This window comes from Amycolatopsis sp. NPDC001319, assembly GCF_042896185.1.
Lineage (GTDB): Bacteria > Actinomycetota > Actinomycetes > Mycobacteriales > Pseudonocardiaceae > Amycolatopsis.
This window is the reverse complement of record NZ_JBIAWY010000010.1, coordinates 39514-60534: the sequence shown is the minus strand read 5'-3', so window position 1 is coordinate 60534 and position 21021 is coordinate 39514. Positions and strand designations below refer to the sequence as shown.

Here is a 21021-nt window from a genome sequence, read left to right as displayed (position 1 = left end):
GTCACCGCAGCGGGCCGCGCGCCCGTTCGAAGGCCTCGGCCGCTCCCAGCAGCACGTCTTCCCGCCACGGCGCGGCGCTGAGCTGCACGCCCACCGGCATCCCGGACGACGGGTGCACCCCGCCCGGCACGCTCAGCGACGGCCCGCCGTACGCCGACCACGCGTAGGTGAACCGGGCGATCTCCCGCGTCGACGCCGCGAGGTCCACCCCCTCGCGCAGTGGTACGTCCACCGGGATCGTCGGGGTCAGGACCACGTCGAACTCGGTGAACACCGCGTCCACGCGCGAGCGGAACCCGGTCAGCCACGCCCGCGCCGCCTCGGTCCGCGCCGGGGGCACCTCGAGCCCGAGCAGCAACCGCCGCCGGACGTCGGGGTCGATGCTCTCCGGCGCGTCGCGCAGCCGAGCCGCGTGCACGGCCGCCGCCTCCGGGTACATCACGTCGAGCATCCGCCCCTGCGCCTCCGCGGCCGACGGCACCTCGACCGGCACCACCTGCGCCCCGAGTCCGCGGAACACACCCACGGCCGCGAGCAGCACCGAAGCCACGCCGGGATCGACGTCCGCGGCGAAAAACCCGCCCGCCACGCCGATCCGCGGCAGGGCACCCGACCCGGGCAGCGGCTCCGCTCCGGTGAGCGCCGCCAGCACCGCCGCGGCCGTACGGACGTCGCGAGCCATCGGCGTCACCGTGTCGAACGACGGGCTCACCGGCAGCACGCCGCGGTTCGAGACCCGGCCGAGCGTCGGCCGCACGCCCACGATCCCGTTCACCGACGCGGGAATCCGGCCCGAACCGCCGGTGTCCGTGCCCAACGACACGTCCGACAGCCCCGCCGCGACGGCCACCGCCGAGCCGCTGCTGGAGCCGCCGGCGATGCGCGCCGGGTCCCACGCGTTGAGGCAGTCGCCGAACGCGGCGTTGCGGCCGGTCGCGCCCATCGCGAACTCCGCCAGGTTGGTCTTGCCCACCACCGCGTACCCGGCCTCGCGCAGCGACCGCACGACGTCGGCGTCGGCCTCGGCCGGACCCGTCGCGAAGGACGCGGAACCGGCCGTGGTCGCCACGCCCGCGACGTCGATGTTGTCCTTCACCGTCGCGGTCGGGCCGCCGGCCGGGCCCGGGAGCACGGTGATGAGGGCGCGCAGCCGCCGCGCGAGGTCGGTGTCCACCGTCAGCCTCCCGTCCGCGCCCCGCGCACGCGGGCCGTCGCCTCCTCGTCGAGCGCCAGTGTCCGCGCGTCGAGCACCACGCCGTAGTGCTCGCGGGCGTCGGCGGCCGAGAGGTAGTCGTCGAGCACGTCCTCGCGCACGTCGCGCGCGTCCCGCTCGAACGGGTCGCCGTAGCCGCCGCCGGAGGGCAGCTTGATCTCCAGCGTGTCGCCCGCGGCGCACTTCTCCTGGGTCACCTTCGAGTACAGCAGTTCCTCACGCTCGGTGCCCGCGTTGCGCACGAACGACCCCGCGACGCCGTCGTGCCCACCCGCGAGACCCCGCGGCGGGTCGGTGCGGTTGTCCGCCTCCGAGCCGATGAACGTGTCGGTGAGCATCTTCCACTTGCGGATGCTGCCGATGCCCCCGCGGTACCGGCCGGGTGCGGGCGGCTCGTCGCGCAGCTCGTAACGCTCCGCGATCATCGCGTGGTTGAGCTCGAGCTCTTCGATGGGGTTGTTGCGGGTGTTGGCCATCAGCGCGTCGACGCAGTCGAGGCCGTCCTTGCCGTTGCGCGCGCCGTAGGAGCCCTCGTTGATCTCGATGTAGACCCAGTACGACTGCCCGTCGGCGGCCAGGCCGGAGTACGCGATCGCGCACAGCGCCGCCGACGAGCCCGCGACGGCCCGGTCCGGCAGCACGTCGGCCAGCGCCAGGTTGATCGAGTCGAAGATCCGGTTGATCTGCGAGAACCGCGCGAAGCACGAAGCCGGGAAGTCCGGGTTGAACAGCGTGCCCTCCGGCGCGTACGCCTTGGCCGGGCGGAAACAGCCGTCGTTCTGCGGCACGAACTCCTCGGTCAGCGCCTCGTCGAGCAGCAGCGTGCGCACGGCGGACGCGACGGTCGGGAGCACCGAACCCTCGAACGGCACGTTGAACGCGGTCGGCACCTGCTCGTGGGAACCCGTGAGGTCGACGACGATGTCGCTGCCCTCGACCTTCACCGTCACCGCGACCTTGAGCGGGACGTCGCGGTTCTTGCCGTCGTCGTCCAAAAAGGACAACGGTGCTTCGTAGCTGCCGTCCGGGATCTCCTGGATGCGGCGGCGCAGCATGTCCTCGGAGTAGTCCATCCACTTGTCGGCCGCCGACATCACCACGTCGAGGCCGTAGCGCTCCAGCAGTTCGAGGAAGCGCCGCTCCCCCAGCCGAGCGCACGCGATGAGCGCTTCGAGGTCACCGGCGTTCTGTTCGGGGGTGCGCACGTTGTCGAGGATGTGCTGGATCAGGGCTTCGTTGCGCACGCCGCCGTCGTAGATCTTCACCGCGTCCATGAGCTTGCCCTCGGCCCAGACGTCGACCACGTCCATGCACAGGCCGGGGAAGTTGCCGCCGATGTCGGACACGTGCCCGGTGCAGCCCGCGAAGCCGATGTGCTTGCCGCCGAAGAAGATCGGGATCATGATCCCGTAGTCCGGCGAGTGCGCCGCGCCGTGGTACGGGTGGTTGTGCAGCACCACGTCACCGGGCCGGTAGGTGCCGGCCAGCTTGCGGTTGATGCCGCGGATGTAGGCCGGGATCGAGCCGCAGTGCATCGGCGTGGAGTCGGATTCGCACAGCTCGCGCCCGTTGGCGTCGAAGATGCCGGCGCCGAGGTCCTCCGATTCCCGGATGAGGCTGGAGTACGCCATCCGGTAGAGGATCTGGGCCATCTCCTTGGCGATGGAGTTGAGCGCGCCGCCGATCACGCGCAGGGTGATCGGGTCGACGTCGACGGTGGTGAAGTCGCCGGGGGCGACTCCGGCGAGCGAAACGCCGGCGGGGTCGAGAGCGGTCACCGCTGGCCTCCTTCGATGGCTCGGCCGGGCTGGGCCGCGGCGGTGTCGATGACGAGGTGGCCGACGCGGTCGACAGTGGCGCGCTGACCGGGGCCGATGATGGTCGTGGAGTCGAACTGCTCGACGATCGCGGGACCTTCGAGCACGTTGCCCGCCTTGAGCCGCGCACGGTCGTAGACCTTGGTGGGAAACGGCGTGGCTTCGCCGGCGCCGGACCAGAACACCGCGTCGGTGGTGGTCTTCACCGCGGCCGACGGGTCGGTGCCGCCCGCCTCGACGTCGGCCAGCGGCACGTGCCCGACCTTGCCCACGGCGGTCACGCGCACGTTCACCAGGTGAACCGGTTTGTCGTCGAACCGCTGCAGATACGTTCGTTCGTGAACATCGTGGAACGCCGCGGCCGCCCGGGCCACCCAGTCGGCGTCGATCTCCCCGGACGGGGCGGGCACGCGCAGCTCGTAACCCTGGCCGATGTAGCGGCAGTCGAGGCTGCGCTCGATCACGACGTCCTCGGGCGAGAGGCCGTCGGCGCCGAGCTGCTCCACGGCGTGCGCGGTGAGCCGGTCGAACTCCGCGGTGATGCGCGCCAGGTCGGGGTCGGCCGAGGAGGTCCACACCGTCGCCGGGGTCTCGCTGCGGATGTCGGTGGCCAGCAGGCCCATCGCCGACGCGATGCCCGGGTGGTGCGGCACGATCACGCGTGGGATGCCGAGCTGTTCGGCGATGTGCCACGCGTACAGCGGCCCCGCGCCACCCTCGGCGACGAGCGAGAAGTCGCGCGGGTCGTAGCCCTTGCGCACCGAGTGCAGGCTGATCGCCTCGGTCATCGCGTGGGCGGCGATCTGGAAGATGCCGATGGCGGCGTGGCTCACGGACGTGCCGAGCTTCTCGGCGATGTGCTCGTCGATCGCCTTCACCGCGAGCTGCGGTTCGACCTCCATGGTGCCGGACAGGAAGCTGTCGGCACGCAGCCAGCCGAGCGCGACCATGGCGTCGGTGCTCGTGGGCTCGGTGCCGCCGCGGCCGTAACACGCGGGGCCGGGCGTCGCGCCGGCGCTGCGCGGGCCGACGCGGAACATGCCGCCTTCGTCGATGAACGCGATCGAGCCGCCGCCGGCGCCGATGGTGTCGACCTCGGCCATCGGGACCATGGCGTGGTAGTCGCCGATCCGCGTGTCGAGCAGGTGTTTCATGCGCAGCTTGCCGTCGGGCGCCACGCCGATGTCGGCCGAGGTGCCGCCGACGTCGAGCGTGATCACGCTCGGGAAGCCCGACGCCTCACCGATCGCGCAGCCGCCGAGCAGCCCGGCGACGACGCCGCTGGTGAGCAGCAGCACCGGGTTGTCCACGGCGCCGCGCGCGGTGATCAGGCCGCCGGCCGACGTCATCAGGCCGACCTCGCCGCGCACGCCGGCCGCACGGGTCGTGTTCGCGAGGTTGTCGACATAGCGCGAAACCTTGGGGCCGACGAACGCGTTGAGCGCAGTGGTGGAGAAGCGCTCGTACTCGCGGTACTGCGGCGCGACCTCGCTCGAGAGCGAGATGAACACGTCGGGGTACTCCTGCTCGATGATCCGCTTCACCGCCTGCTCGTGGGCGGGGTTGCGGTAGGAGTGCAGGAAACAGACCGCGATGGCCTGCACGCCGTTGTCGCGCAGCACCCGGACCTGCTCGCGCACGGCGTCCTCGTCGAGCGGCACGAGGACCGCGCCCGAGGAGTCGATGCGCTCGGGCACCACGCGGCGGTTGCGGCGGCGCACGAGCTGCCACTTCTGCCACGGCAGGTCCTGGTAGGACGAGTAGTTCAGCGGCCGCTTCTTGCGGGCGATGTGCAGGATGTCGCGGAAGCCCTCGGTGGTGATGAGGCCGACGTCCGCGCCGTTGTGCTCCAGCACGATGTTGGTGGCCACGGTGGTGCCGTGCAGGAACTGGTCCAGGTCCGAGACCGCGATGCCGAGGCGCTCACTCAGCTGCCGGACCCCGTCCATGGTGGCCAGTGCGGGATCGTGCGGGGTGGACGGGACCTTGTGCACCGCGACGGCACCGTCCTCGTCCCAGTACATCAGGTCGGTGAACGTGCCACCGACGTCGACTCCGATGCGTTTCACTGCTGGTCCTCCTCGATCAGCTGATCGGCTGCTTCGGCCAGGGCGAGCACGCGGCGGGCACGGCGGACGACGGCCGCGTCGACCATCCGTCCCGCGACCACGGCGACCCCGGTGTTCCCGGTGTTCCCGGTGTTCTTGGCGTTTTCGGTGTTTTCCAGCGCACGCAGGACGTCCTGCGCATGCGTGACTTCCTCGGTGGTGGGGACGAGGACTTCGTGGGTGAGGGCGACCTGCGCGGGGTGGACGCACAGGCGGCCGAAGAACCCGGCGCGCTGCTGCGCCAGGGTGTCGGCGCGGAACCCGGTGGGGTCGTCGAGTTCCGCGCTCACGGCGGCGGGTGGCGGGGCGAGACCGGCCGCGGCCGAGGCCACCACGACCTGGGCCCGCGCCCAGGCGAGTGGTCCGGTGTTCTCGGTGAGGCTCGGGGCGGCGGTGCCGAGCTCCGCGGCGAGGTCGTACTCGCCCAGCCCGAGCCGGGTCACGGCCGGGTGGCGGGCGAGTTCAGGCAGCTCCTGCAGGCCGTTCGCCGTCTCCACCAGGGCGAAGACGGGGACCTCGGTGCGCGCGGTGACCTCGGCGACGGCCGCCAGCTCGGCTTTCGGCAGGACGACACCGGCGATGCCCAGCGTGGTGACGGCGTCGAGGTCGGCTTCGAGGTGGTGGTCGTTGTTGACCCGCACCCACGTCCGCGGCGCGAGGTCCGGCCGTTCGCGCAGCCAGGCCGCCACCGCCGTCCGCGCGCCGGCTTTCGCTTGCGGTGCAACGGCGTCTTCGAGGTCGGCGATCACCGCATCGGCCACCGCGGCCGCCTTCGTGAGGCGGTCGGGGCGGTCGCCGGGGCAGAACAGCCCGCTGCGGGTCACCACCCGACCCGGCCCTTGCCCGCGATGAGCGACTTCGCGATGACAGTGCGCATCACGTCGCTGGTGCCCTCGCCGATCGTCATGAGGATCGAGTCGCGGTAGAGGCGTTCGATTTCGAACTCCGTGGAGTAGGAATAACCACCGTGCACGCGCATGGAGTCCTGCGCGGCCTGCAGGGCGACCTCGGAGGCGAACAGCTTGGCCATGCCCGTCTGCAGGTCGGAGCGTTCGCCGCGGTCCAAAGAGGACGCCGACCAGTAGGTGAGCAGCCGGGCGGCCTGCAGCTGCGTCGCCATCTCGGCGAGGCGGATCTGCGTGGCCTGGAACTCGGCGATCGGCTTGCCGAACGCCTTGCGCTGCGCGGAGTACGCGAGGGCCTCGTCGTACGCGCGCTGAGCGATGCCGAGGCTGCGGCCGGCGATGTTGAGGCGGCCGACCTCCAGCGCCGAGAGCACCTGCTGCAGCCCACGGCCTTCCACGCCGCCGAGCAGGTTCGCCGCCGGCACGCGGACCTCGTCGAGCACGACCTCACACGATTCGGTGCCCTTGTAGCCGAGCTTGGGGATGTCCCGGGTCACCTGGAAGCCGGGCGAATCGGCGTCCACGAGCAGCACGCTCATGCCCTTGTGCGCCGGTGTGGTGGTGCGATCGGTTTTCACCAGCACGGGCAACGGGTCGGCGTGGCGGGCGTTGGTGATCCACATCTTGGTGCCGCTGACCACGTAGCTTTCGCCGTCGCGGGTCGCGGTGGTGCGGATGCCCTGCAGGTCGGTGCCGGCGTCGGGCTCGGTCAGCGCGATGCCGGTGCGACGCTGCCCGGTCGCCAGTTCCGGCAGGTAGCGCTGCTTCTGCTCGGCGGTGCCGTGCCGGGCGAGCATCCAGCACGCGAGCGAATGGCTGCCCAGGATCCCGGCGATGCCCATCCAGCCGCGTGAGATCTCCTCGAACATCAGCGTGAACGAGACGAAGTCGGCTTCGCCGCCGCCGTAGGTGTCGGGGATCATCAGCCCGAACAGGCCGAGGTCGGCCATCTTCGCGACGATCTCGGCCGGGTAGCGGCCTTCGTGTTCCCAGTCGCGGGCCACCGGCACGATCTCCGTGTCGACGAAGTCGCGCAGGATCGCGCGGAACTGCTCCTGGTCGGGGCTCAGCGTGAAATCCACGGCGCGCTCCTGTCCGTTCCGAAGGCGCCTCGGCTCGCGAGCGCCTGGTAGTCCGCTTCGGAGGTGCCGAGCAGCTCGCTCAGCACTGCGGCGGTGTGTTCGCCCAGCAACGGAGCCCGGTGGTGCTCCGTCCGCGGCTCGCCGGCGCGCACGGGCGAGGCGACCTGGTGTACGGAACCGAACCGCGGATGTTCGGTTGTCACCACGAGACCCCGGGCCGCGGTGTGTTCTTCCACCAGCGCCTGCGGGATCGTGTTGATCGGCGCACACGGCACGCCGGCCGGTTCGAGCACGGACAGCCATTCGGCCGTGGTGCGCGTGAGGAGCTCCTTCTCCAGGTGCCCCAGGCATTCCGCCGAGTTGGCGTAGCGGCCGGCGGGCGTCGAGAACCGCTCGTCGGCCGCCCACGCCGGGGAGCCGACGGCCGCCACCAGGCGATCCCAGAACTTCTGCTTCGCGCAGCCGATGACGACCCACGAGTCGGCCGTCTCGAAGTTCTGGAACGGCACCAGGCTCGGGTGCGCGGAGTGGTGCGTGCGCCCGGGTTCGAAGCCGCGGTTGAGGTGCCAGGTCGCGAGGTAGGTGAGCATGCCGACCGCGGTGTCGTAGAGGCTCACGTCGCAGTCGGTGCCGACGCCGTCGCGGCGGGCGGCGTGGATGGCCGTGACCATCGAGAGCGCGGCCACGATCCCGCCGGTGTAGTCCACCATGGACAGTCCCGATTTGGTGGGCGGGCCGTCGGGCTCACCCGTCACGGACATCCAGCCGGCCAGGCCCTGCAACAGGTAGTCGTACCCGGGCTGGGCGCTGCGCGGGCCGGTCATGCCGTAACCCGAGAGCGAGCAGCAGACGATCTTCGGGTTGAGGTGCTTGAGATCCTCGTAGCGGATGCGCATCTTCGCCGGCACGTCGCCGCGCAGGTTCGAGTACACGGCGTCGCTGACCTTCACGAGCTCCTCGAAGACCTCGCGGCCGGCGGGGTCGGTGAGGTCGAGGACCACGGACCGTTTATTGCGGTTGAAGGCTTCGAAGAACAGCGAATCGCCGTCCTCGGCGTAGGGCGGGGTGTGGCGGCCGACGTCGCCGCCGGTGCCGGGGTCCTCGATCTTCACGATCTCGGCGCCGAGGTCGGCCAGGTGCACGGAGCCGAACGGGCCGGCACCGTACTGCTCCACGGCGAGCACTCGGACGTCGGCGAGCGGCAGGGGGCGGGTCATGCGCGGTCCCCCAGCGTCAGCGGTCCCGACTTCGCGGTGGGGAACGAGTCGATGGCGTCGGCCTCGGATCGCTTGTACACCAGCACAGTGCGGTCGAACGACAGGCATTCGTCACCGTCGCCGTTGAGGCCGCGGGTGTGCACGGACACGAGCCCCGCGTAGGGCTTCGAGGCCGACTCGCGCTTCGCGGTGCAGATCGACTCGCCGTAGAGCGTGTCGCCGACGAAGACCGGATGCGTGAGCCGCACGTCGGTCATCGCGAGGTTCGCGATCGCCCGCTGGCTGATGTCCGAGACGCTCTGGCCCAGCAGCATCGCGATCGTGAGCCCCGAGTTGACCAGGATCCGGCCGAACGGCGTGCGCTCGGCGTAGTGCGCGTCGAAGTGCGCGGGGTGGGTGTTCATGGTGAGCAAGGTGAACCACGTGTTGTCCGCTTCGCTGATCGTGCGACCCAGCGGGTGGCGGTAGACGTCGCCCACGGCGAAGTCCTCGTAGTAGCGCCCTTGCCGGCCGTCGTGCACCGTCAAAACGGCACCTCCGGGGAGTCGGCGGGTGGGAATCTGCGCTGAAGTATGCGCATCGGACCTGCGGTTGGCAATACCTCAGACATTTAAATCGCTCAGCTGGTGCCACGCTCGTTCCCGATGTCCTACGCTTCGAGGACCACGCTTTTTCCGACCGAGGGGGAACCGATGACCGAGACCGCCGGCCCACAGGCCGGCCTGCGGGTGCGCCGCGTCCAGGCGGCGTACCGCCAGGTGGCCGACCAGCTCAAGGACCAGATCCTGACCGGTGAGCTGACCGCCGGCACGCGGCTGCCCAACGAGGCCGAGCTTGCGCGGCTGTTCGGCGTCAGCCGCAGTACCGTGCGCGAGGCGCTGCGGCTGCTCGCGAGCCAGCACCTGGTGGACACCACGCGCGGCGCGACCGGCGGGACCTTCGTGTCGAGCCCGGACGCGCTGAGCGTCGCCGAGAACCTCGGCGGGGCGCTGGGGCTACTGGTGAACGCGCAGGGCATGACCGTGGAGAACCTGCTCGAGGCGCGGCTGATCCTGGAGCCGCTGGCCGCGCGGCTGGCGGCTTCCCGGGCCGACGCCGCGGGCCTGGAGTCCTTGGCGGGGGCGACGACGAGCACGTCCGCGCTGGCCCCGTCGAGCGGGTTCGTCGTGCACTGGGACTTCCACACGACGCTGGTCGCCATCACCGGCAACCCGCTGCTGCACCTGATGTGCCGCCCGATCAACGACGTGCTGCGCGGCCGGCTGCACCGCGACCGCATCCCGCGCGACGTGTGGGACCAGGTCGACGCCGACCACGTCGACATCCACCGCGCCGTGGCCGATGCCGACGCCGACGCGGCCGAGCGGCTCACGCGCGAGCACCTGCACAGCCTGCGGCCGCTGTACGAGAAGATGGAAGACTAAACGTCCGACATATGCCTTGCGGTGGGGCGGCGGGCACTGCACACTGCTGGGCATGCACCCGACCACCACGCTCGCCGGCCGGCTCGGGGAGTTCGCCGCCGGCGTCCGGTTCGAAGACCTGCCCGCCGCCGTCGTCGAGCAGGCGCGCCACCTCGCCCTCGACGCGGTGGGGCTCGCGTTCTGCGCGGCGGACGAACCGTTCGCGCGCAAGGCCCGCGAGGCGTTCTCGTTCCTGGGCTCCGGCGACCAGCCCGTGCTCGCGCTCCCCGACCGCCTGCCCGCGCGCGACGCCGCGATGTTGGGCGGGATCCTCGTGCACGGCCACGACTTCGACGACACGCACATCGGCTCGATCGTGCACGTGTCGGCTTCGGCGTTGCCCGCTTCGCTGGCCGCCGCGATCGCGTCCGGGCGCACCGCGCGGGAGCTGCTGGTGGCGTACGTGCTGGCGATCGAGGTGAGCGCCCGCGTCGGACTGGCGGCGCACGGCGGTTTCCACGACGCGGGCTTCCACCCGACCGGTGTCGCGGGCGCGTTCGGCGCCGCGGTGGCCGCGGCGAAGCTCGGCGGCCTCGACGCCGCCGGGATCGCGGGCGCGCAGGAGATCGTGGGCTCGATGGCGTCGGGAATCCTGGAGTTCCTGGAGGACGGCGCGTGGACGAAACGCCTGCACCCGGGCTGGGCCGCCGCGTCGGGCCTGACGGCGGCGGCGTTCGCCCGCGCGGGGTGGCCGGGCCCGGGCCGGGTGTACGAGGGCCGCTACGGGCTCTACGCCACGCATTTGGGCGCGCGTTCCTGGGATCCCGACGCGCTGACCGACGGCCTCGGCTCCCGCTGGGAACTCCTCACGACGGGCGTGAAGCCCTACCCGAGCTGCCACTTCAGCCACGGCTTCGCCGACGCGTTGCTCGCCCTGCGCGCAACCGAGGGCTTCACGGCCGACGACGTCGAGCACATCCGCTGCCTCGTCCACCCCACCGCCGCGGCGGCCGTCTTCGAGCCCGCGGAACGCAAACGCCGCCCCCGCGACCTGTACGACGCGAAGTTCAGCGTGCCCTACATCGCGGGCGCCTGCCTGACCCGCGGCCGGCTCACACTGGCGGAGTTCACGCCGGCCTCGCTCGACGACCCGGCCATCCACGCGGTCGCCGACCGGGTGGACTTCGCCGACGACCCGGAGTCGCGATTCCCGGACGCCTACTCGGCCGCGGTGGAAGTCACACTGCGAGACGGGCGCCGGTTGTTCCGGCGGGAACAGGTGAACCGCGGGCATGCCGAACGGCCACTGTCCAGTGAGGACATATCGGCCAAGTACGCCGAGAACATGGCCCTGGTGGTCGACGACGCCACTGCCGCACGGGTTCGCTCCGCCGTTCTGGCTCTGGGCACGGACGACACGACCTCGGCCCTGGAGTTCGGGGAGGCTTGCTCGCGCGTCGAATGACGGTGGATCAGTCCACGTGGGTGACTCGGGCGTAGATCTGGTGGTTGTCGTGCCGGTGCCCGAGGACCTCGCCGGTGACGTGAGCCGAAAGAACCGGAAGCTCACCGCCGTCCGGAAGACCGGTGACTTCGGCCAGGGCGAGGGCGCCAGGCACTTCGTCGACCGCGAAAAACACGCCGAAGGGCTGACGTGCGATGACCGAGCCCGTGATCCGGGCGCCGACGGGCAGTCGTGCGACAGCGACATCCCAAGTGGCGCGCGCCCACTCGGCCACGCGGTCTCCGTGCTCAGGCCACGAATAGTCGCTCACGAGCACAGTATGACCGGCGGATCGCGGTGATCGCGTAAGCGTCCTCACACGGCCGGAGGCTGCCTTCTAGATAGTGTCGACTGACACTATCTCACCAGATACCAAGGGGGGCGAGGCGATGAACGTCTACGAGGCAGTCACGAGCCGGTAGGCGGTGCGGGGCTTCACGGACGAGCCGGTGGCGCCGGAGGTGCTTCGGCGGGTGCTGGCGGCCGCCCGCGCGGCGCCGTCCGGGTCGAATCTGCAGCCGTGGCAGGTGTTCGTGGTGACGGGGGCGCCGCTGGCGGAGCTGAAGAAGCGCGCGGGCGAGCGGATCGCGACCCGGGACCCGTGGGACGCGGCCCAGTACGAGCAGTACCCGGCCACGCTGAAGTCGCCGTACGCCGAGCGGCGCGCCGCGTTCGGGAAGCAGCGTTACGGTGCGCTCGGTATCTCCCGCGAGGACGTCGAGGCGAGCCAGCGCGCCGCCGCCGCGAACTGGGACTGCTTCGGCGCCCCGGCCGCGTTGTTCTGCTACCTCGACCCCACCATGGGCCGGCCGCAGTGGTCCGACGCGGGGATGTTCCTGCAGACCGTCATGTTGCTGCTGCGCGCCGAAGGGCTGCACAGCTGCCCGCAGATGGCGTGGGCGAAGTTCCACAAGACCGTCGCCGAGATCGTCTCGCCGCCGGCGGACCTCATCCTGTTCTGCGGCATGTCCCTCGGCCACGAGGACATCACCGTCGACCTCGGCCGCACGGGGCGGGCGCCGCTCGAGGAGACGGTGACGTTCGTCGGCGGCTAGCGGGTTTCCGGCCGGCAATCGTCCGTTCGCAGTACCGGGCCGCAGCCGAACGCCCGACGCCGCCCGGCTGTCCACGCGGGGTCCACCGGATGTCTTCCTTTTCGCCGCAGGGGTTTGGTACTTCTTTTCACGGCCGGTGTCGTCCCGGCCGGAAAGGAACGGATGATGCGGTTCATTCCTCGTCGCGCCCTGGCGGTGGCCGTGCTGGTGCTGGGGGCCGCCGGCCTGGGGGTCGTGCCGGCGCAGGCGAGCGCGCAGAGCGGCAGCGGGACGCTGTCCGACCCGTGGGTGCCCACCCGGCCGGCGCACATCACGTGCGCGACCGCCACACTCTTCGGCAACTACACCTCGGGCCAGGGGCACTCGGACCCGATCGACACTTTGGTGCAGGGCAACTACATCGGCGTTCGCTACATCACCGCCGACCACTACTCGGCCGACGTTTTCTGGCACGGCAAGAGCAAGTGGGGCTTCCTGCTGCGCAGCTGCTTCAGCCTCGACTGAGCCGTCGCCCCCCGAATCCCCGGAACAGGAGAACCATGCCCATTCCCCGCCCCGCCCAGGTCCTGGCCGCCACCGCGCTCGCCGCGGCGGCCGCGGTCGGCCTCGCCCCGGCCGCCTCCGCCGGCACGGTGTACGAGATCTGCGCGACCGACCTCTACGTCCGCAACGAACCCGCCGGCGTCATCATCGGCACCCTCTACAGCGGCGACCACTTCGAACTCTCGCGCTACTCCCCCAGCGGCGGCTGGGCCGAAGGCTACGCCATGGGCCACGTCAACAAGCGCGGCTGGGTCCAGGCCGGGTGGTTCTGCTGACCGTCGGCGCACCGGGAGACCAAACACCTGGCCCGAGTCGCGCCAGTCGAGGTCGTGTGCCGTCCGGTCGTTGACGCGTGTCCGCCCACCCAGCCGCGCAGGTGGTAGGCATAGGCGGTGATCAGCCAACTACCTGTTGACGAACAACTCGACGCCTTCCGAAAGGTGCTCTCCCGCAACGAGGTGCTCACGGAGGTGCTGTCCCGGTCGGTGTCGCTGGGGCTGCCCGGCTGGTATCTCACGGCAGGCTGTCTGTTCCAGACCGTCTGGAACGCAGTCACCGACCGGGCGCCCGGCAACGGCATCAAAGACTACGACCTGTTCTACTTCGACGCCACCGACCTGTCGTGGGAGGCGGAGGACGCGGTGATCCAGTCGGCGAGGCAGGTCTTCGCCGACATCCCAGCCGAGGTGGAGATCCGCAACGAGGCACGCGTCCATCTCTGGTACGAGGAGAAGTTCGGGACGCCATGTCCTGCTCACACCTCCACCGAGGACGCGATCGACTCCTTCGCCGCGACCACCTGCTGCCTGGGGGTCCGCCTCGAACCAGGCGGGCACTGGCGCGTGTACGCGCCGCACGGGCTGTCCGACGTGTTCAACCTCATCGTCCGGCCCAACCCGATCCTGGCACCACGCGATGTCTTCGAGGCGAAGACCAGTCGTTGGCGCCGGCAGTGGCCAGAGCTCACGGTCCTGCCCTGGCCGAACGTCAGTCGTTCTGAGCCGGGTGAAGGATCGGGTTGATCCCGACGAGCATGACGGTCAGCGGTGGCGAGTGCGGTGGCGGCCACTGCGAGCCCAGCCGAGTCCTGGCGCCGGAGCAGCGCCTCCGCCGTCGCGAGGGTGACCAACGTGTCACCGGCGTCAAGCACGAGCCCGCACCAGTGGCCCACCTCGTTTCCGCGGGAACACCCGGCCTCACCTGAAGTCCCGTGACTTCTGGGCCAGGCCCGTCAAGTCCAGGGCCGCCAGGTGGTCCGCCACCACCGAGACGGTGCCCTGGCCGACCTGGGCGATGCCGCGCACCACGAGCACCGAGTGGTTCTGCAGGAGGCGGCGGTTGCGGCGCCACACGCCGACGGAGACGATGACGTTGGTCATGCCCGTCTCGTCTTCCAGGTTGAGGAACGTGATGCCGCCGGCGGTGGCGGGGCGTTGTTTGTGCGTGACGGCGCCGCCGACCTGGATGCGGGTGCCGTCGGGGACCGACAGGAGTGAGGCGGCCGGGAGGGCGCCCAGGGCGTCGAGGTGGCTGCGCAGGAACGAGACGGGGTGGCGGTCGGGCGTGATGCCCGTGGCCCAGAGGTCGGCGGTGGCCAGTTCGAACGCCGTCATGCCGGGCAGCGGGGGCGCGTGGTGACCGAGCGACAGGCCGGGCAGGTGGTCGGGCCGCGTGGCCGACGCGGGGCCGGCGGCCCACAGCGCCGAGCGGCGGTCGCCGAAAACGCCTGCCGTGGCGAGGGATTCGACGACCGGGCGGGCGAGCTGGACGCGTTCGGTCAGGTCGCCGATGGACGCGAACGGCCCGCCGGCGTCGCGTTCGGCGACGATGCGGTCGGCCACGTCCTGGCCCACCGAGCGGACGCCGGCGAGACCCAGCCGGATCGCGACGCCGCCGGTACTGTCCGAACAGGACTCCAGTGTCGCGTGCGACAGGGAGAGGTTGAGGTCCGGCGAGCGCGTGACCACGCCGTGGTGGCGCGCGTCGGCGACGAGTGACTGCGGGCTGTAGAAACCCATGGGCTGCGCGCGCAGCAGGCCGGCGCAGAACGCGGCCGGGTAGTAGCGCTTGAACCACGCCGACGCGTACACCAGCAGCGCGAACGACATCGAGTGCGCCTCGGGGAAACCGTAGCCGGAGAAGGCGTGGATCTGCTCGAAGATCCGGGCGGCGAGGTCGGGCGCCACGCCGTTGGCCGCGGCGCCTTCGAAGAAGCGGCCCGCCAGCCGGCGCATCTTCTCGCTGGAACGCTTGGCCCCCATGGCCCGGCGCAGCTGGTCGGCCTCGGCCGCGGTGAACGACGCGACGTCACGCGCCATCTGCATCACCTGTTCCTGGAACAGCGGCACGCCCAGGGTCCGCTCCAGCGCCGGCGCCAGCAACGGGTGCGCGTGCGACCACTCCTCCTCACCTCGCCGGCGCCGGATGTACGGATGCACCGAACCGCCCTGGATCGGCCCCGGCCGGATGAGCGCGACCTCCACCACGAGGTCGTAGAACCTCCGCGGCCGCAGGCGGGGCAGGGTACCGAGCTGCGCCCGGGACTCCACTTGGAACACCCCGACCGCGTCGGCCTCGCACAGCATGTCGTACACGGCCGGGTCGGCGAGGTCGAGGTCGTGCAGTCCGATGTGGACGTCGTGGTGCTCGGCGACGAGGTCGATCATGTAGTGCAGCGCCGACAACATGCCCAGACCCAGCAGGTCGAACTTCGTGAGCCCGATCGCGGCGCAGTCGTCCTTGTCCCACTGCAGCACGCTGCGGTCGGCCGCCGTCGCCCACTCCACCGGCACGATCTCGGAGACGGGCGTCTTCGCGATCACCATGCCGCCCGAGTGCACGCCCAGGTGCCGCGGCGTGTCCTCCAGCCAGGCGGCGCACTCCAGCACGTCGTCGGGGATCTCGTGGCCCTGCTCCCCCGGCGTCGAGCCGCTCGCGACGGACGACCAGCGGTCCACCCGCTTGCCGAACGCGTCCTGCTGGCCGGTCGAGTAGCCGAGCGCCTTGGCGGCGTCTCGGATGGCAGAACGCGAACGATAAGTGATGACATTCGCAACCTGGGCCGCGTGAAAACGACCATGTTTCGCATAGACGTACTGGATCACCTCCTCGCGCCGGTCGGACTCGATGTCGACGTCGATGTCCGGTGGGCCGTCGCGCTCGGGGGCGAGAAACCGTTCGAACAGCAACCCCCACTTCACGGGGTCGGCGTGGCTGATCCGCAACGCGAAGCACACCGCGGAGTTCGCGGCCGAACCCCGGCCCTGGGCGAGGATGTTCGATTTCCGACAGAACCTGACGATGTCCCACACCACGAGGAAGTAGCCGGGGAACCCGAGCTGCCGGATGACCGCGAGCTCGTGGTCGAGCTGGGCGTAGGCCTTCGGGTTGTCCGCGCGGCCGCCGTAGCGCGCGGCGGCGCCCTCGAACGTCAGGTGGCGCAGGTAGTCGTCCTCGTCGGCGAACCCCTCGGGCACGGCGAACGGCGGCAGTTCCGGGGCCACCAAAGCGAGGTCGAACGCGCACTCCACCCCGAGCAGCGCGGCCCGCTGCACCGCGCCCGGGTACCGCGCGAAGCGGCCGGCCTGTTCGGCGCCGCTGCGCAGGAACGCCGTGCCGTCGGCGGGCAGCCAGCCCTCCAGCTCGTCGACGGACCGGCGCGCCCGGATCGCCGCCACGGCCGCGGCGTGGCGCGCCTGCTCGGGGCGCGCGTAGTGGACGTTGTTCGACGCCACCGTCGGCAGCCGCAGCTCGCGCGCCAGCTCGTCGAGCCGGTCGTTGTGCACGGCGTCGAGCGGCAGGCCCTCCTCCAGCAGCTCGACGGCCACGTTCTCCCGGCCGAACCGCTCGGCCAGCGTCCGCAGCGCCGTGGCCGCCCCCGCGTCGTCGCCCCGCGCGAGCGCGCTGCGGACCGCGCCCTTGCGGCAGCCGCTGAGCACGAGGACGTGGCCGCGCAGCTCGTCGGCGACGTCGTCGAGCGCGAGCACCGGACGGCCCTTCTCCCCCGCCAGCTGCCCGCGCGAGATCACCGAGCACAGCCGCCGGTACCCCTCGAGGTCACGCGCGATCACCTGCAGGTGCGTGCCGACGGGGTCGGCCACCCCGCCCTGCGGCGCCGGCAGGCCGAGCGACAGCTCCGCGCCGTAGCCCGTGCGCACCCCGACCTCGCGCGCGGCCTCGGCGAACCGGACAGCGCCGTACATCCCGTCGCGGTCGGTGAGCACCAGCGCGTCGAGCCCCAGCCGCACGGCCTCCTCGACGAGCGCCTCCGGCGACGCGACACCGTCGAGGAACGAGAAGTACGAATGCAGGTGCAGCTCCGCGTACGGCACCCGCCGCACGTCGGCCTCCACGTCCGCCCACGGCCGCAACCGCTCGGGCGCCCGGTACCCCTCCCGCTTGCGCGACCACGCCGGCGAGTCCCCGCCGTCACCCCGCACGGGCGCCCGCCCCGCCGCGATCCGCTCCAGTTCCGCCCACCGCATGAGGGGGTTGTTGAAGCCGCCTCGCCGGTGTTGCTGGTCCTGCTGGTCCACCGCACTGTCCTCGCTCGCGTGAAACCGCCGCGGGGAGACAGCGTGTCCGGACCCGAACCCGGGATGGGAACAGGTGTTCGAATGCCACCATACCTCGACTCGTGGCGAGGACCGGTCCCCCGGTGCCGCTTCGAGGCCCTCAGGTGAGCGGGCGGACCAGCGCGGTCAGCAGCCGCTCCAGTTCCGCGGCCGGGTCGGCGGCGAAGCCCGTGTGGACGGGGCCCGCGCGGACGACCGTGCTGCGGGGCGCGGTGAGCCAGCGGAAGTGGCGGCCCGCGTCGGGGGCATCGGTGCAGCCGGCGGCGATGGCGGTGAGCAGTGCACGCACGATGTCCGCGTCGGCGGCGGGGTCGAGGGCGTGCAGGCGCCGCTCGGTGCGCGCGTTCCCCGTTGACGCGCAGTTCGCGAGTCGCGTGCTGTGGTTCGACGCGCTGGTCAACAACGTCGACCGGTCGTGGCGCAAGCCGAACCTGCTGTGGTGGCACCGCAAACCCGTGCTCATCGACCACGGCGCCGCGCTCACGTTCCACCACAACCGTGCGGGCGCGGGTGCTTTCCCGACGCGGCCGTACGCTGCGGGTGAGCACGTGCTGGTCGGCTTCGCCTGGCGAAGTGGACTAGTCGAACGCGCCCGGCAGGAAGTCGACGCCGAGGTTCGGCCCGGTGCTCGCGCGCAGCAGCTCCTGCACCTCCGGGTCGCCCTCGAGCCGGCCGAACGCCGCGTCCAGCTCGGCCTCGACCAGCCGCGGCACCGGCAGCCCGAGCAGCCCGGCGATCCCGGCGCACAGCACCTCGGCCACCAGCACCTTCGGCCCCTGCCCGGCGCCGCGGAACTTGACCACGTAGGTGCCCTCGTCGTCGGCCTCCATCAGGCCGGGCAGCGAACCGCCCTCCCGGAACGGCGAGACGTAGCGCGTGAGCCGCACCCGCTCGATCATGCGTCCTCCTCACGGACCGCGTAGCCCAGCACCCGCTCGCCGAGCAGGCCTTCGACGGTGTCCAGCAGCTCCTCGACCACACCGGCGACGACGTCGGGTGCCTCGCCCGCGACGGTGCGCGCGCCGATCTCCCCGAACACGAGCGAGTGCAGCCAGCCGATCTGGCTCGCGACCAGCCGCGGCACCGGATCCCCCGCCGCCGCGCCGGTCTCCGTGGCGAGCAGGTCGGCGAGCTCGCCGACCATCTGCCCCGCGAGGTCCCCGAGCCGCGCGGCCAGCGACGGCGTCGCCAGCATCAGCGCCAGCACGCGCCCGAACCCGGGCGTGAGCCCGACGGTCCGCTCGCGACCGCGGACCTCTTCCCGCAGCCGCGCGAGCACCGCGTGGGCGGCCGACTGGCCGGCAGCGCGACCGGCCACGATGTCGGCCAGCCGCTTCGGCAACGCCTCGTCGGGCGGCAGCACCAGGTCTTCCTTGGTGCGGAAGTAGTTGTAGACGGTGCCTTCCGAGACGTCCGCCGCCTCGGCCACCTCGGCGATCGTCACCTCGCCGAAGCCGCGCTCGACGAACAGCCCGATCGCGACGTCGGAGATCCGGCGCGCGGTCTGCTGCTTCTTGCGTTCCCTCAGCCCGGCCACGAGCTCGAGTATGGCACGCTCTAAATTTGGAGTCGACTTCAATAACGAGGGGCGCGAGGCGGGCCACAGAACCAGGCCGCGCACCCCGCACCTCGGCTACAGTCCGCCCTGGAACCGAAGCCAGCACTACAGCAGACCGCGAGGAGACCGAGCATGCCCCAGCTCCAGGTGATCGCCCGCTACACCGTGTCCGCCGGCAAGGAGGACGAGGTCGCCGCGCTGGTGCCGCAGCTGGCGAAGGCGGCGCGCACCGAGCCGGGCAACCTCGCGTTCGACGTCTACCGCTCGTTCGACGACCCGCGCTCGGTGGTGCTGCTGGAGCGCTACGTCTCGCGGGAGGCGTTCGCCGAGCACCGCGAGACGGAGCACTTCAAGCGGCTCGTCCTCGACGGCATCGTGCCCCTGCTGGACGATCGCGCCGTGGAGCTCTTCGACGTCGCCGAGTAGGTCCACAGTGGACCTCGACGGCCCACTGTGGACAGACCGTCACTCCTCGGTCGAGGCGTATCGCCCCTGCACCGCTTCGGCCGCCCGGTGCCGGTCGGCGTCGGACCATTCGCCGAGCTCGTAACCGTGCCACGGTTCGGCCAGCGACAGCTCCGGCAGGCCGAGTTCCTGCCACAGGTCCTGCGCCCGGTCCATGAACTCCTTGGCCGGCAACGAGGTCGGCGGGTACGGGCGCTTGCGCGTGGCGTCGATCAGCAGCGCCGAGGACAGGCTGCCGTCCTCGGCGGCCGACGGGTCGAGGCGCGGCAGCTTGCCCGGCAGGATGGTGACGTCGCGGGCCGGCTGCATGCGGAAGCTCATCGCCCACACCACGGCGCTGAGGTCCTCGGGGTCGACGTCGTCGTCCACGGCGATGATCGTCTTGCCCATCGAGGCCTCGTACCCGGACGCGGCGTAGAGCGCCTGCCGAGCCTGGCCGGGCGTCGGGTTCTTCAGCTGGATCACGAAGAACATGTTGCACGTGCCGCTCTCGTGCGTGACGAAGCGCTGCACCGCGTTGATGTTGCACGCCTGCTTCAGGAACCGCAGGTACACGTTCTCGAACGCGATCTTGCGCATCAGGGTCGACTCGCTCGGCGGGAACTCGCTGATGAACGCCTGCACCACCGGCGCCGTGCGGTGGGTGATGCAGCGGACGCGGAACACCGGCGACGTCGTCTTCGCGCCCATGTAGCCGCTCGCCTCGCCGAAGGGACCCTCCGACTCGAGGTGCTCCGGGTCGATCTCGCCCTCGAGCACGATCTCCGCGTGCGCGGGCACCTCGAGGTCCACCGTCTCGCAGCGCACCACCTCGAGCGGCCGGCCCATGAGGCCACCGGCCACGGCGTACTCGCTGACGCCGAACGGGATCTTCTGCGCGCCGGCGAAGCCGACCGCGGGCACCGCGCCGAGCACGATCGCGGCCTCGAGCTTCTTGCCCATGCGCTTGGCCTTGGCGAGGTGGATCGCGATGTGCTGCGTTGGCGTGTCCATCTGCAGCCCGATCCGGTCCGGGCCCTTCACCATGCCGCGGTAGATACCGACGTTGTAGGTGCCGTCCTCCGGGTCCTTCGTGACCCAGTACGGCGCGGTGAGGAACGGCGCCGGGTCGAAGCCGGGCGTCGAGATCGGGTGCGGGAAGCCGTCGACGCCGCCGGCGTCCAGGAGGGACTGTCCCGTGAGGACGTTCTCCTTGCACGGTCCCGTCTCGACCACCACCGGCTCGACGGGGTTGCTCAGCGCCGCGGCCCAGCGCCCGGCCACCTCGTCGGGCTTCGCGGCCAGCGCCGTCGTGTAGACCGCCCGCGAGGACGCGAACGCCCCCATCACCACGGTGCCGTCGTAGCGCCGCCCGGACCCGTCGGTCACGTTCTCGAAGAGGAACGCCTTGCGCTCGGCCTCCGGCAGCCCGCGGAACTGCAGGCGCACCAACGGAACCAGCTCGGTGTCCTTGTCGACGGGCCGGCTCACGCGCACCAGCAGCCCGCGGCGGTCCAGCTCGGCCAGGTACTCCCGGAGGTCACCGTAGGGATAGTCGTTCACGGCTGTCGGTTCCTCTTTCGTCGACGGGAAGAACT

20 protein-coding genes are annotated in these 21021 nt (G+C 71.3%); 7 read left to right on the top strand and 13 right to left on the bottom strand.

Going from position 1 to position 21021, the window contains the following annotated elements:
• Window position 1: 1 nt before the first annotated feature.
• The 7 genes from ACFY1H_RS33565 to ACFY1H_RS33535 are packed head-to-tail and all read right to left on the bottom strand — an operon-like array spanning window position 2 to window position 8863.
• On the bottom strand, window positions 2-1174 hold the full coding sequence (locus tag ACFY1H_RS33565; RefSeq protein WP_386953151.1) for an amidase: 1173 nt from the start codon (window positions 1172-1174) through the stop codon (window positions 2-4).
• A 2-nt stretch (window positions 1175-1176) separates the two neighbouring features.
• Window positions 1177-2991 (bottom strand): hydantoinase B/oxoprolinase family protein, encoded by a 1815-nt coding sequence (locus tag ACFY1H_RS33560; protein ID WP_366586899.1) that lies wholly within the window; start codon window positions 2989-2991, stop codon window positions 1177-1179.
• Window positions 2988-5099 carry a hydantoinase/oxoprolinase family protein gene (locus ACFY1H_RS33555; RefSeq protein WP_366586902.1) on the bottom strand — a complete coding sequence of 704 codons (2112 nt, stop codon included), beginning with the start codon at window positions 5097-5099 and terminating at the stop codon, window positions 2988-2990. Before ACFY1H_RS33555 ends, ACFY1H_RS33560 begins: the two co-directional genes overlap by 4 nt.
• On the bottom strand, window positions 5096-5965 hold the full coding sequence (locus ACFY1H_RS33550; protein WP_366586905.1) for an aldolase/citrate lyase family protein: 870 nt from the start codon (window positions 5963-5965) through the stop codon (window positions 5096-5098). The genes ACFY1H_RS33555 and ACFY1H_RS33550 overlap by 4 nt, the downstream gene beginning before the upstream one ends.
• The gene (locus ACFY1H_RS33545) at window positions 5959-7125 is read right to left on the bottom strand and encodes an acyl-CoA dehydrogenase family protein (protein ID WP_366586908.1); all 1167 of its coding nucleotides are present in this window, start codon (window positions 7123-7125) and stop codon (window positions 5959-5961) included. The genes ACFY1H_RS33550 and ACFY1H_RS33545 overlap by 7 nt, the downstream gene beginning before the upstream one ends.
• On the bottom strand, window positions 7110-8342 hold the full coding sequence (locus ACFY1H_RS33540) for a CoA transferase (protein ID WP_366586911.1): 1233 nt from the start codon (window positions 8340-8342) through the stop codon (window positions 7110-7112). Before ACFY1H_RS33540 ends, ACFY1H_RS33545 begins: the two co-directional genes overlap by 16 nt.
• Window positions 8339-8863, bottom strand: coding sequence for a MaoC family dehydratase (locus ACFY1H_RS33535; RefSeq protein WP_364046666.1), 525 nt, complete (start codon window positions 8861-8863; stop codon window positions 8339-8341). The genes ACFY1H_RS33540 and ACFY1H_RS33535 overlap by 4 nt, the downstream gene beginning before the upstream one ends.
• A 171-nt stretch (window positions 8864-9034) precedes the next feature.
• On the opposite strand from ACFY1H_RS33535, the gene ACFY1H_RS33530 reads away from it, so the two are divergent.
• Both ACFY1H_RS33530 and ACFY1H_RS33525 read left to right on the top strand, forming a co-directional pair.
• Window positions 9035-9766 (top strand): FCD domain-containing protein, encoded by a 732-nt coding sequence (locus ACFY1H_RS33530; protein WP_366586914.1) that lies wholly within the window; start codon window positions 9035-9037, stop codon window positions 9764-9766.
• Window positions 9767-9818: 52 nt separating this feature from the next.
• The gene (locus ACFY1H_RS33525) at window positions 9819-11210 is read left to right on the top strand and encodes an MmgE/PrpD family protein (protein ID WP_386953145.1); all 1392 of its coding nucleotides are present in this window, start codon (window positions 9819-9821) and stop codon (window positions 11208-11210) included.
• A 7-nt stretch (window positions 11211-11217) separates the two neighbouring features.
• Here ACFY1H_RS33525 and ACFY1H_RS33520 read toward each other — a convergent pair whose 3' ends face one another.
• Entirely contained in the window at window positions 11218-11520 is a 303-nt protein-coding gene (locus ACFY1H_RS33520; protein ID WP_386953142.1) for a hypothetical protein, read from the bottom strand.
• A gap of 154 nt (window positions 11521-11674) precedes the next feature.
• Here ACFY1H_RS33520 and ACFY1H_RS33515 point away from each other — a divergent pair, with 154 nt between their 5' ends.
• The 4 genes from ACFY1H_RS33515 (at window position 11675) to ACFY1H_RS33500 (ending at window position 13869) form a co-directional block, all read left to right on the top strand.
• Window positions 11675-12304, top strand: a complete 630-nt coding sequence (locus tag ACFY1H_RS33515) for a nitroreductase (RefSeq protein WP_386953139.1) — start codon at window positions 11675-11677, stop codon at window positions 12302-12304.
• A gap of 165 nt (window positions 12305-12469) precedes the next feature.
• Window positions 12470-12808, top strand: coding sequence for a hypothetical protein (locus tag ACFY1H_RS33510; protein ID WP_366587983.1), 339 nt, complete (start codon window positions 12470-12472; stop codon window positions 12806-12808).
• Window positions 12809-12843: 35 nt separating this feature from the next.
• A complete protein-coding gene (locus ACFY1H_RS33505; protein WP_386953136.1) occupies window positions 12844-13122 on the top strand; it encodes a hypothetical protein in 279 nt (92 codons plus the stop codon).
• Between the two features lie 117 nt (window positions 13123-13239).
• Window positions 13240-13869 carry a nucleotidyltransferase family protein gene (locus tag ACFY1H_RS33500; RefSeq protein ID WP_386953133.1) on the top strand — a complete coding sequence of 210 codons (630 nt, stop codon included), beginning with the start codon at window positions 13240-13242 and terminating at the stop codon, window positions 13867-13869.
• Window positions 13870-14043: 174 nt separating this feature from the next.
• On the opposite strand, the gene ACFY1H_RS33495 is transcribed toward ACFY1H_RS33500, so the two are convergent.
• The 4 genes from ACFY1H_RS33495 to ACFY1H_RS33480 all read right to left on the bottom strand — a co-directional run bounded on the left by ACFY1H_RS33495 (window position 14044) and on the right by ACFY1H_RS33480 (window position 18958).
• Window positions 14044-17331 (bottom strand): error-prone DNA polymerase, encoded by a 3288-nt coding sequence (locus ACFY1H_RS33495; protein ID WP_386953777.1) that lies wholly within the window; start codon window positions 17329-17331, stop codon window positions 14044-14046.
• 190 nt (window positions 17332-17521) lie between these two features.
• Window positions 17522-17845, bottom strand: coding sequence for a DUF3037 domain-containing protein (locus tag ACFY1H_RS33490; protein ID WP_386953130.1), 324 nt, complete (start codon window positions 17843-17845; stop codon window positions 17522-17524).
• A gap of 154 nt (window positions 17846-17999) precedes the next feature.
• Window positions 18000-18320, bottom strand: coding sequence for a HipA family kinase (locus ACFY1H_RS33485; protein WP_366587970.1), 321 nt, complete (start codon window positions 18318-18320; stop codon window positions 18000-18002).
• Window positions 18317-18958 (bottom strand): TetR/AcrR family transcriptional regulator, encoded by a 642-nt coding sequence (locus ACFY1H_RS33480; RefSeq protein ID WP_366587968.1) that lies wholly within the window; start codon window positions 18956-18958, stop codon window positions 18317-18319. Before ACFY1H_RS33480 ends, ACFY1H_RS33485 begins: the two co-directional genes overlap by 4 nt.
• A gap of 153 nt (window positions 18959-19111) precedes the next feature.
• Here ACFY1H_RS33480 and ACFY1H_RS33475 point away from each other — a divergent pair, with 153 nt between their 5' ends.
• Window positions 19112-19405, top strand: a complete 294-nt coding sequence (locus ACFY1H_RS33475; protein ID WP_220239112.1) for a putative quinol monooxygenase — start codon at window positions 19112-19114, stop codon at window positions 19403-19405.
• A gap of 39 nt (window positions 19406-19444) precedes the next feature.
• On the opposite strand, the gene ACFY1H_RS33470 is transcribed toward ACFY1H_RS33475, so the two are convergent.
• Window positions 19445-20986: a UbiD family decarboxylase gene (locus tag ACFY1H_RS33470; protein ID WP_386953125.1), complete on the bottom strand. Its 1542-nt coding sequence runs from the start codon at window positions 20984-20986 to the stop codon at window positions 19445-19447.
• Window positions 20987-21021 lie beyond the last annotated feature (35 nt).

Bases quoted from the DNA above. Each gene is read 5' to 3' on its own strand.
- ACFY1H_RS33540 (WP_366586911.1), bottom strand. From the start codon at position 8,342: ATGACCCGCCCCCTGCCGCTCGCCGACGTCCGAGTGCTCGCCGTGGAG.
- ACFY1H_RS33530 (WP_366586914.1), top strand. From the start codon at position 9,035: ATGACCGAGACCGCCGGCCCACAGGCCGGCCTGCGGGTGCGCCGCGTC.
- ACFY1H_RS33525 (WP_386953145.1), top strand. From the start codon at position 9,819: ATGCACCCGACCACCACGCTCGCCGGCCGGCTCGGGGAGTTCGCCGCC.
- ACFY1H_RS33510 (WP_366587983.1), top strand. From the start codon at position 12,470: ATGCGGTTCATTCCTCGTCGCGCCCTGGCGGTGGCCGTGCTGGTGCTG.
- ACFY1H_RS33505 (WP_386953136.1), top strand. From the start codon at position 12,844: ATGCCCATTCCCCGCCCCGCCCAGGTCCTGGCCGCCACCGCGCTCGCC.
- ACFY1H_RS33495 (WP_386953777.1), bottom strand. From the start codon at position 17,331: ATGCGGTGGGCGGAACTGGAGCGGATCGCGGCGGGGCGGGCGCCCGTG.
- ACFY1H_RS33485 (WP_366587970.1), bottom strand. From the start codon at position 18,320: ATGATCGAGCGGGTGCGGCTCACGCGCTACGTCTCGCCGTTCCGGGAG.
- ACFY1H_RS33475 (WP_220239112.1), top strand. From the start codon at position 19,112: ATGCCCCAGCTCCAGGTGATCGCCCGCTACACCGTGTCCGCCGGCAAG.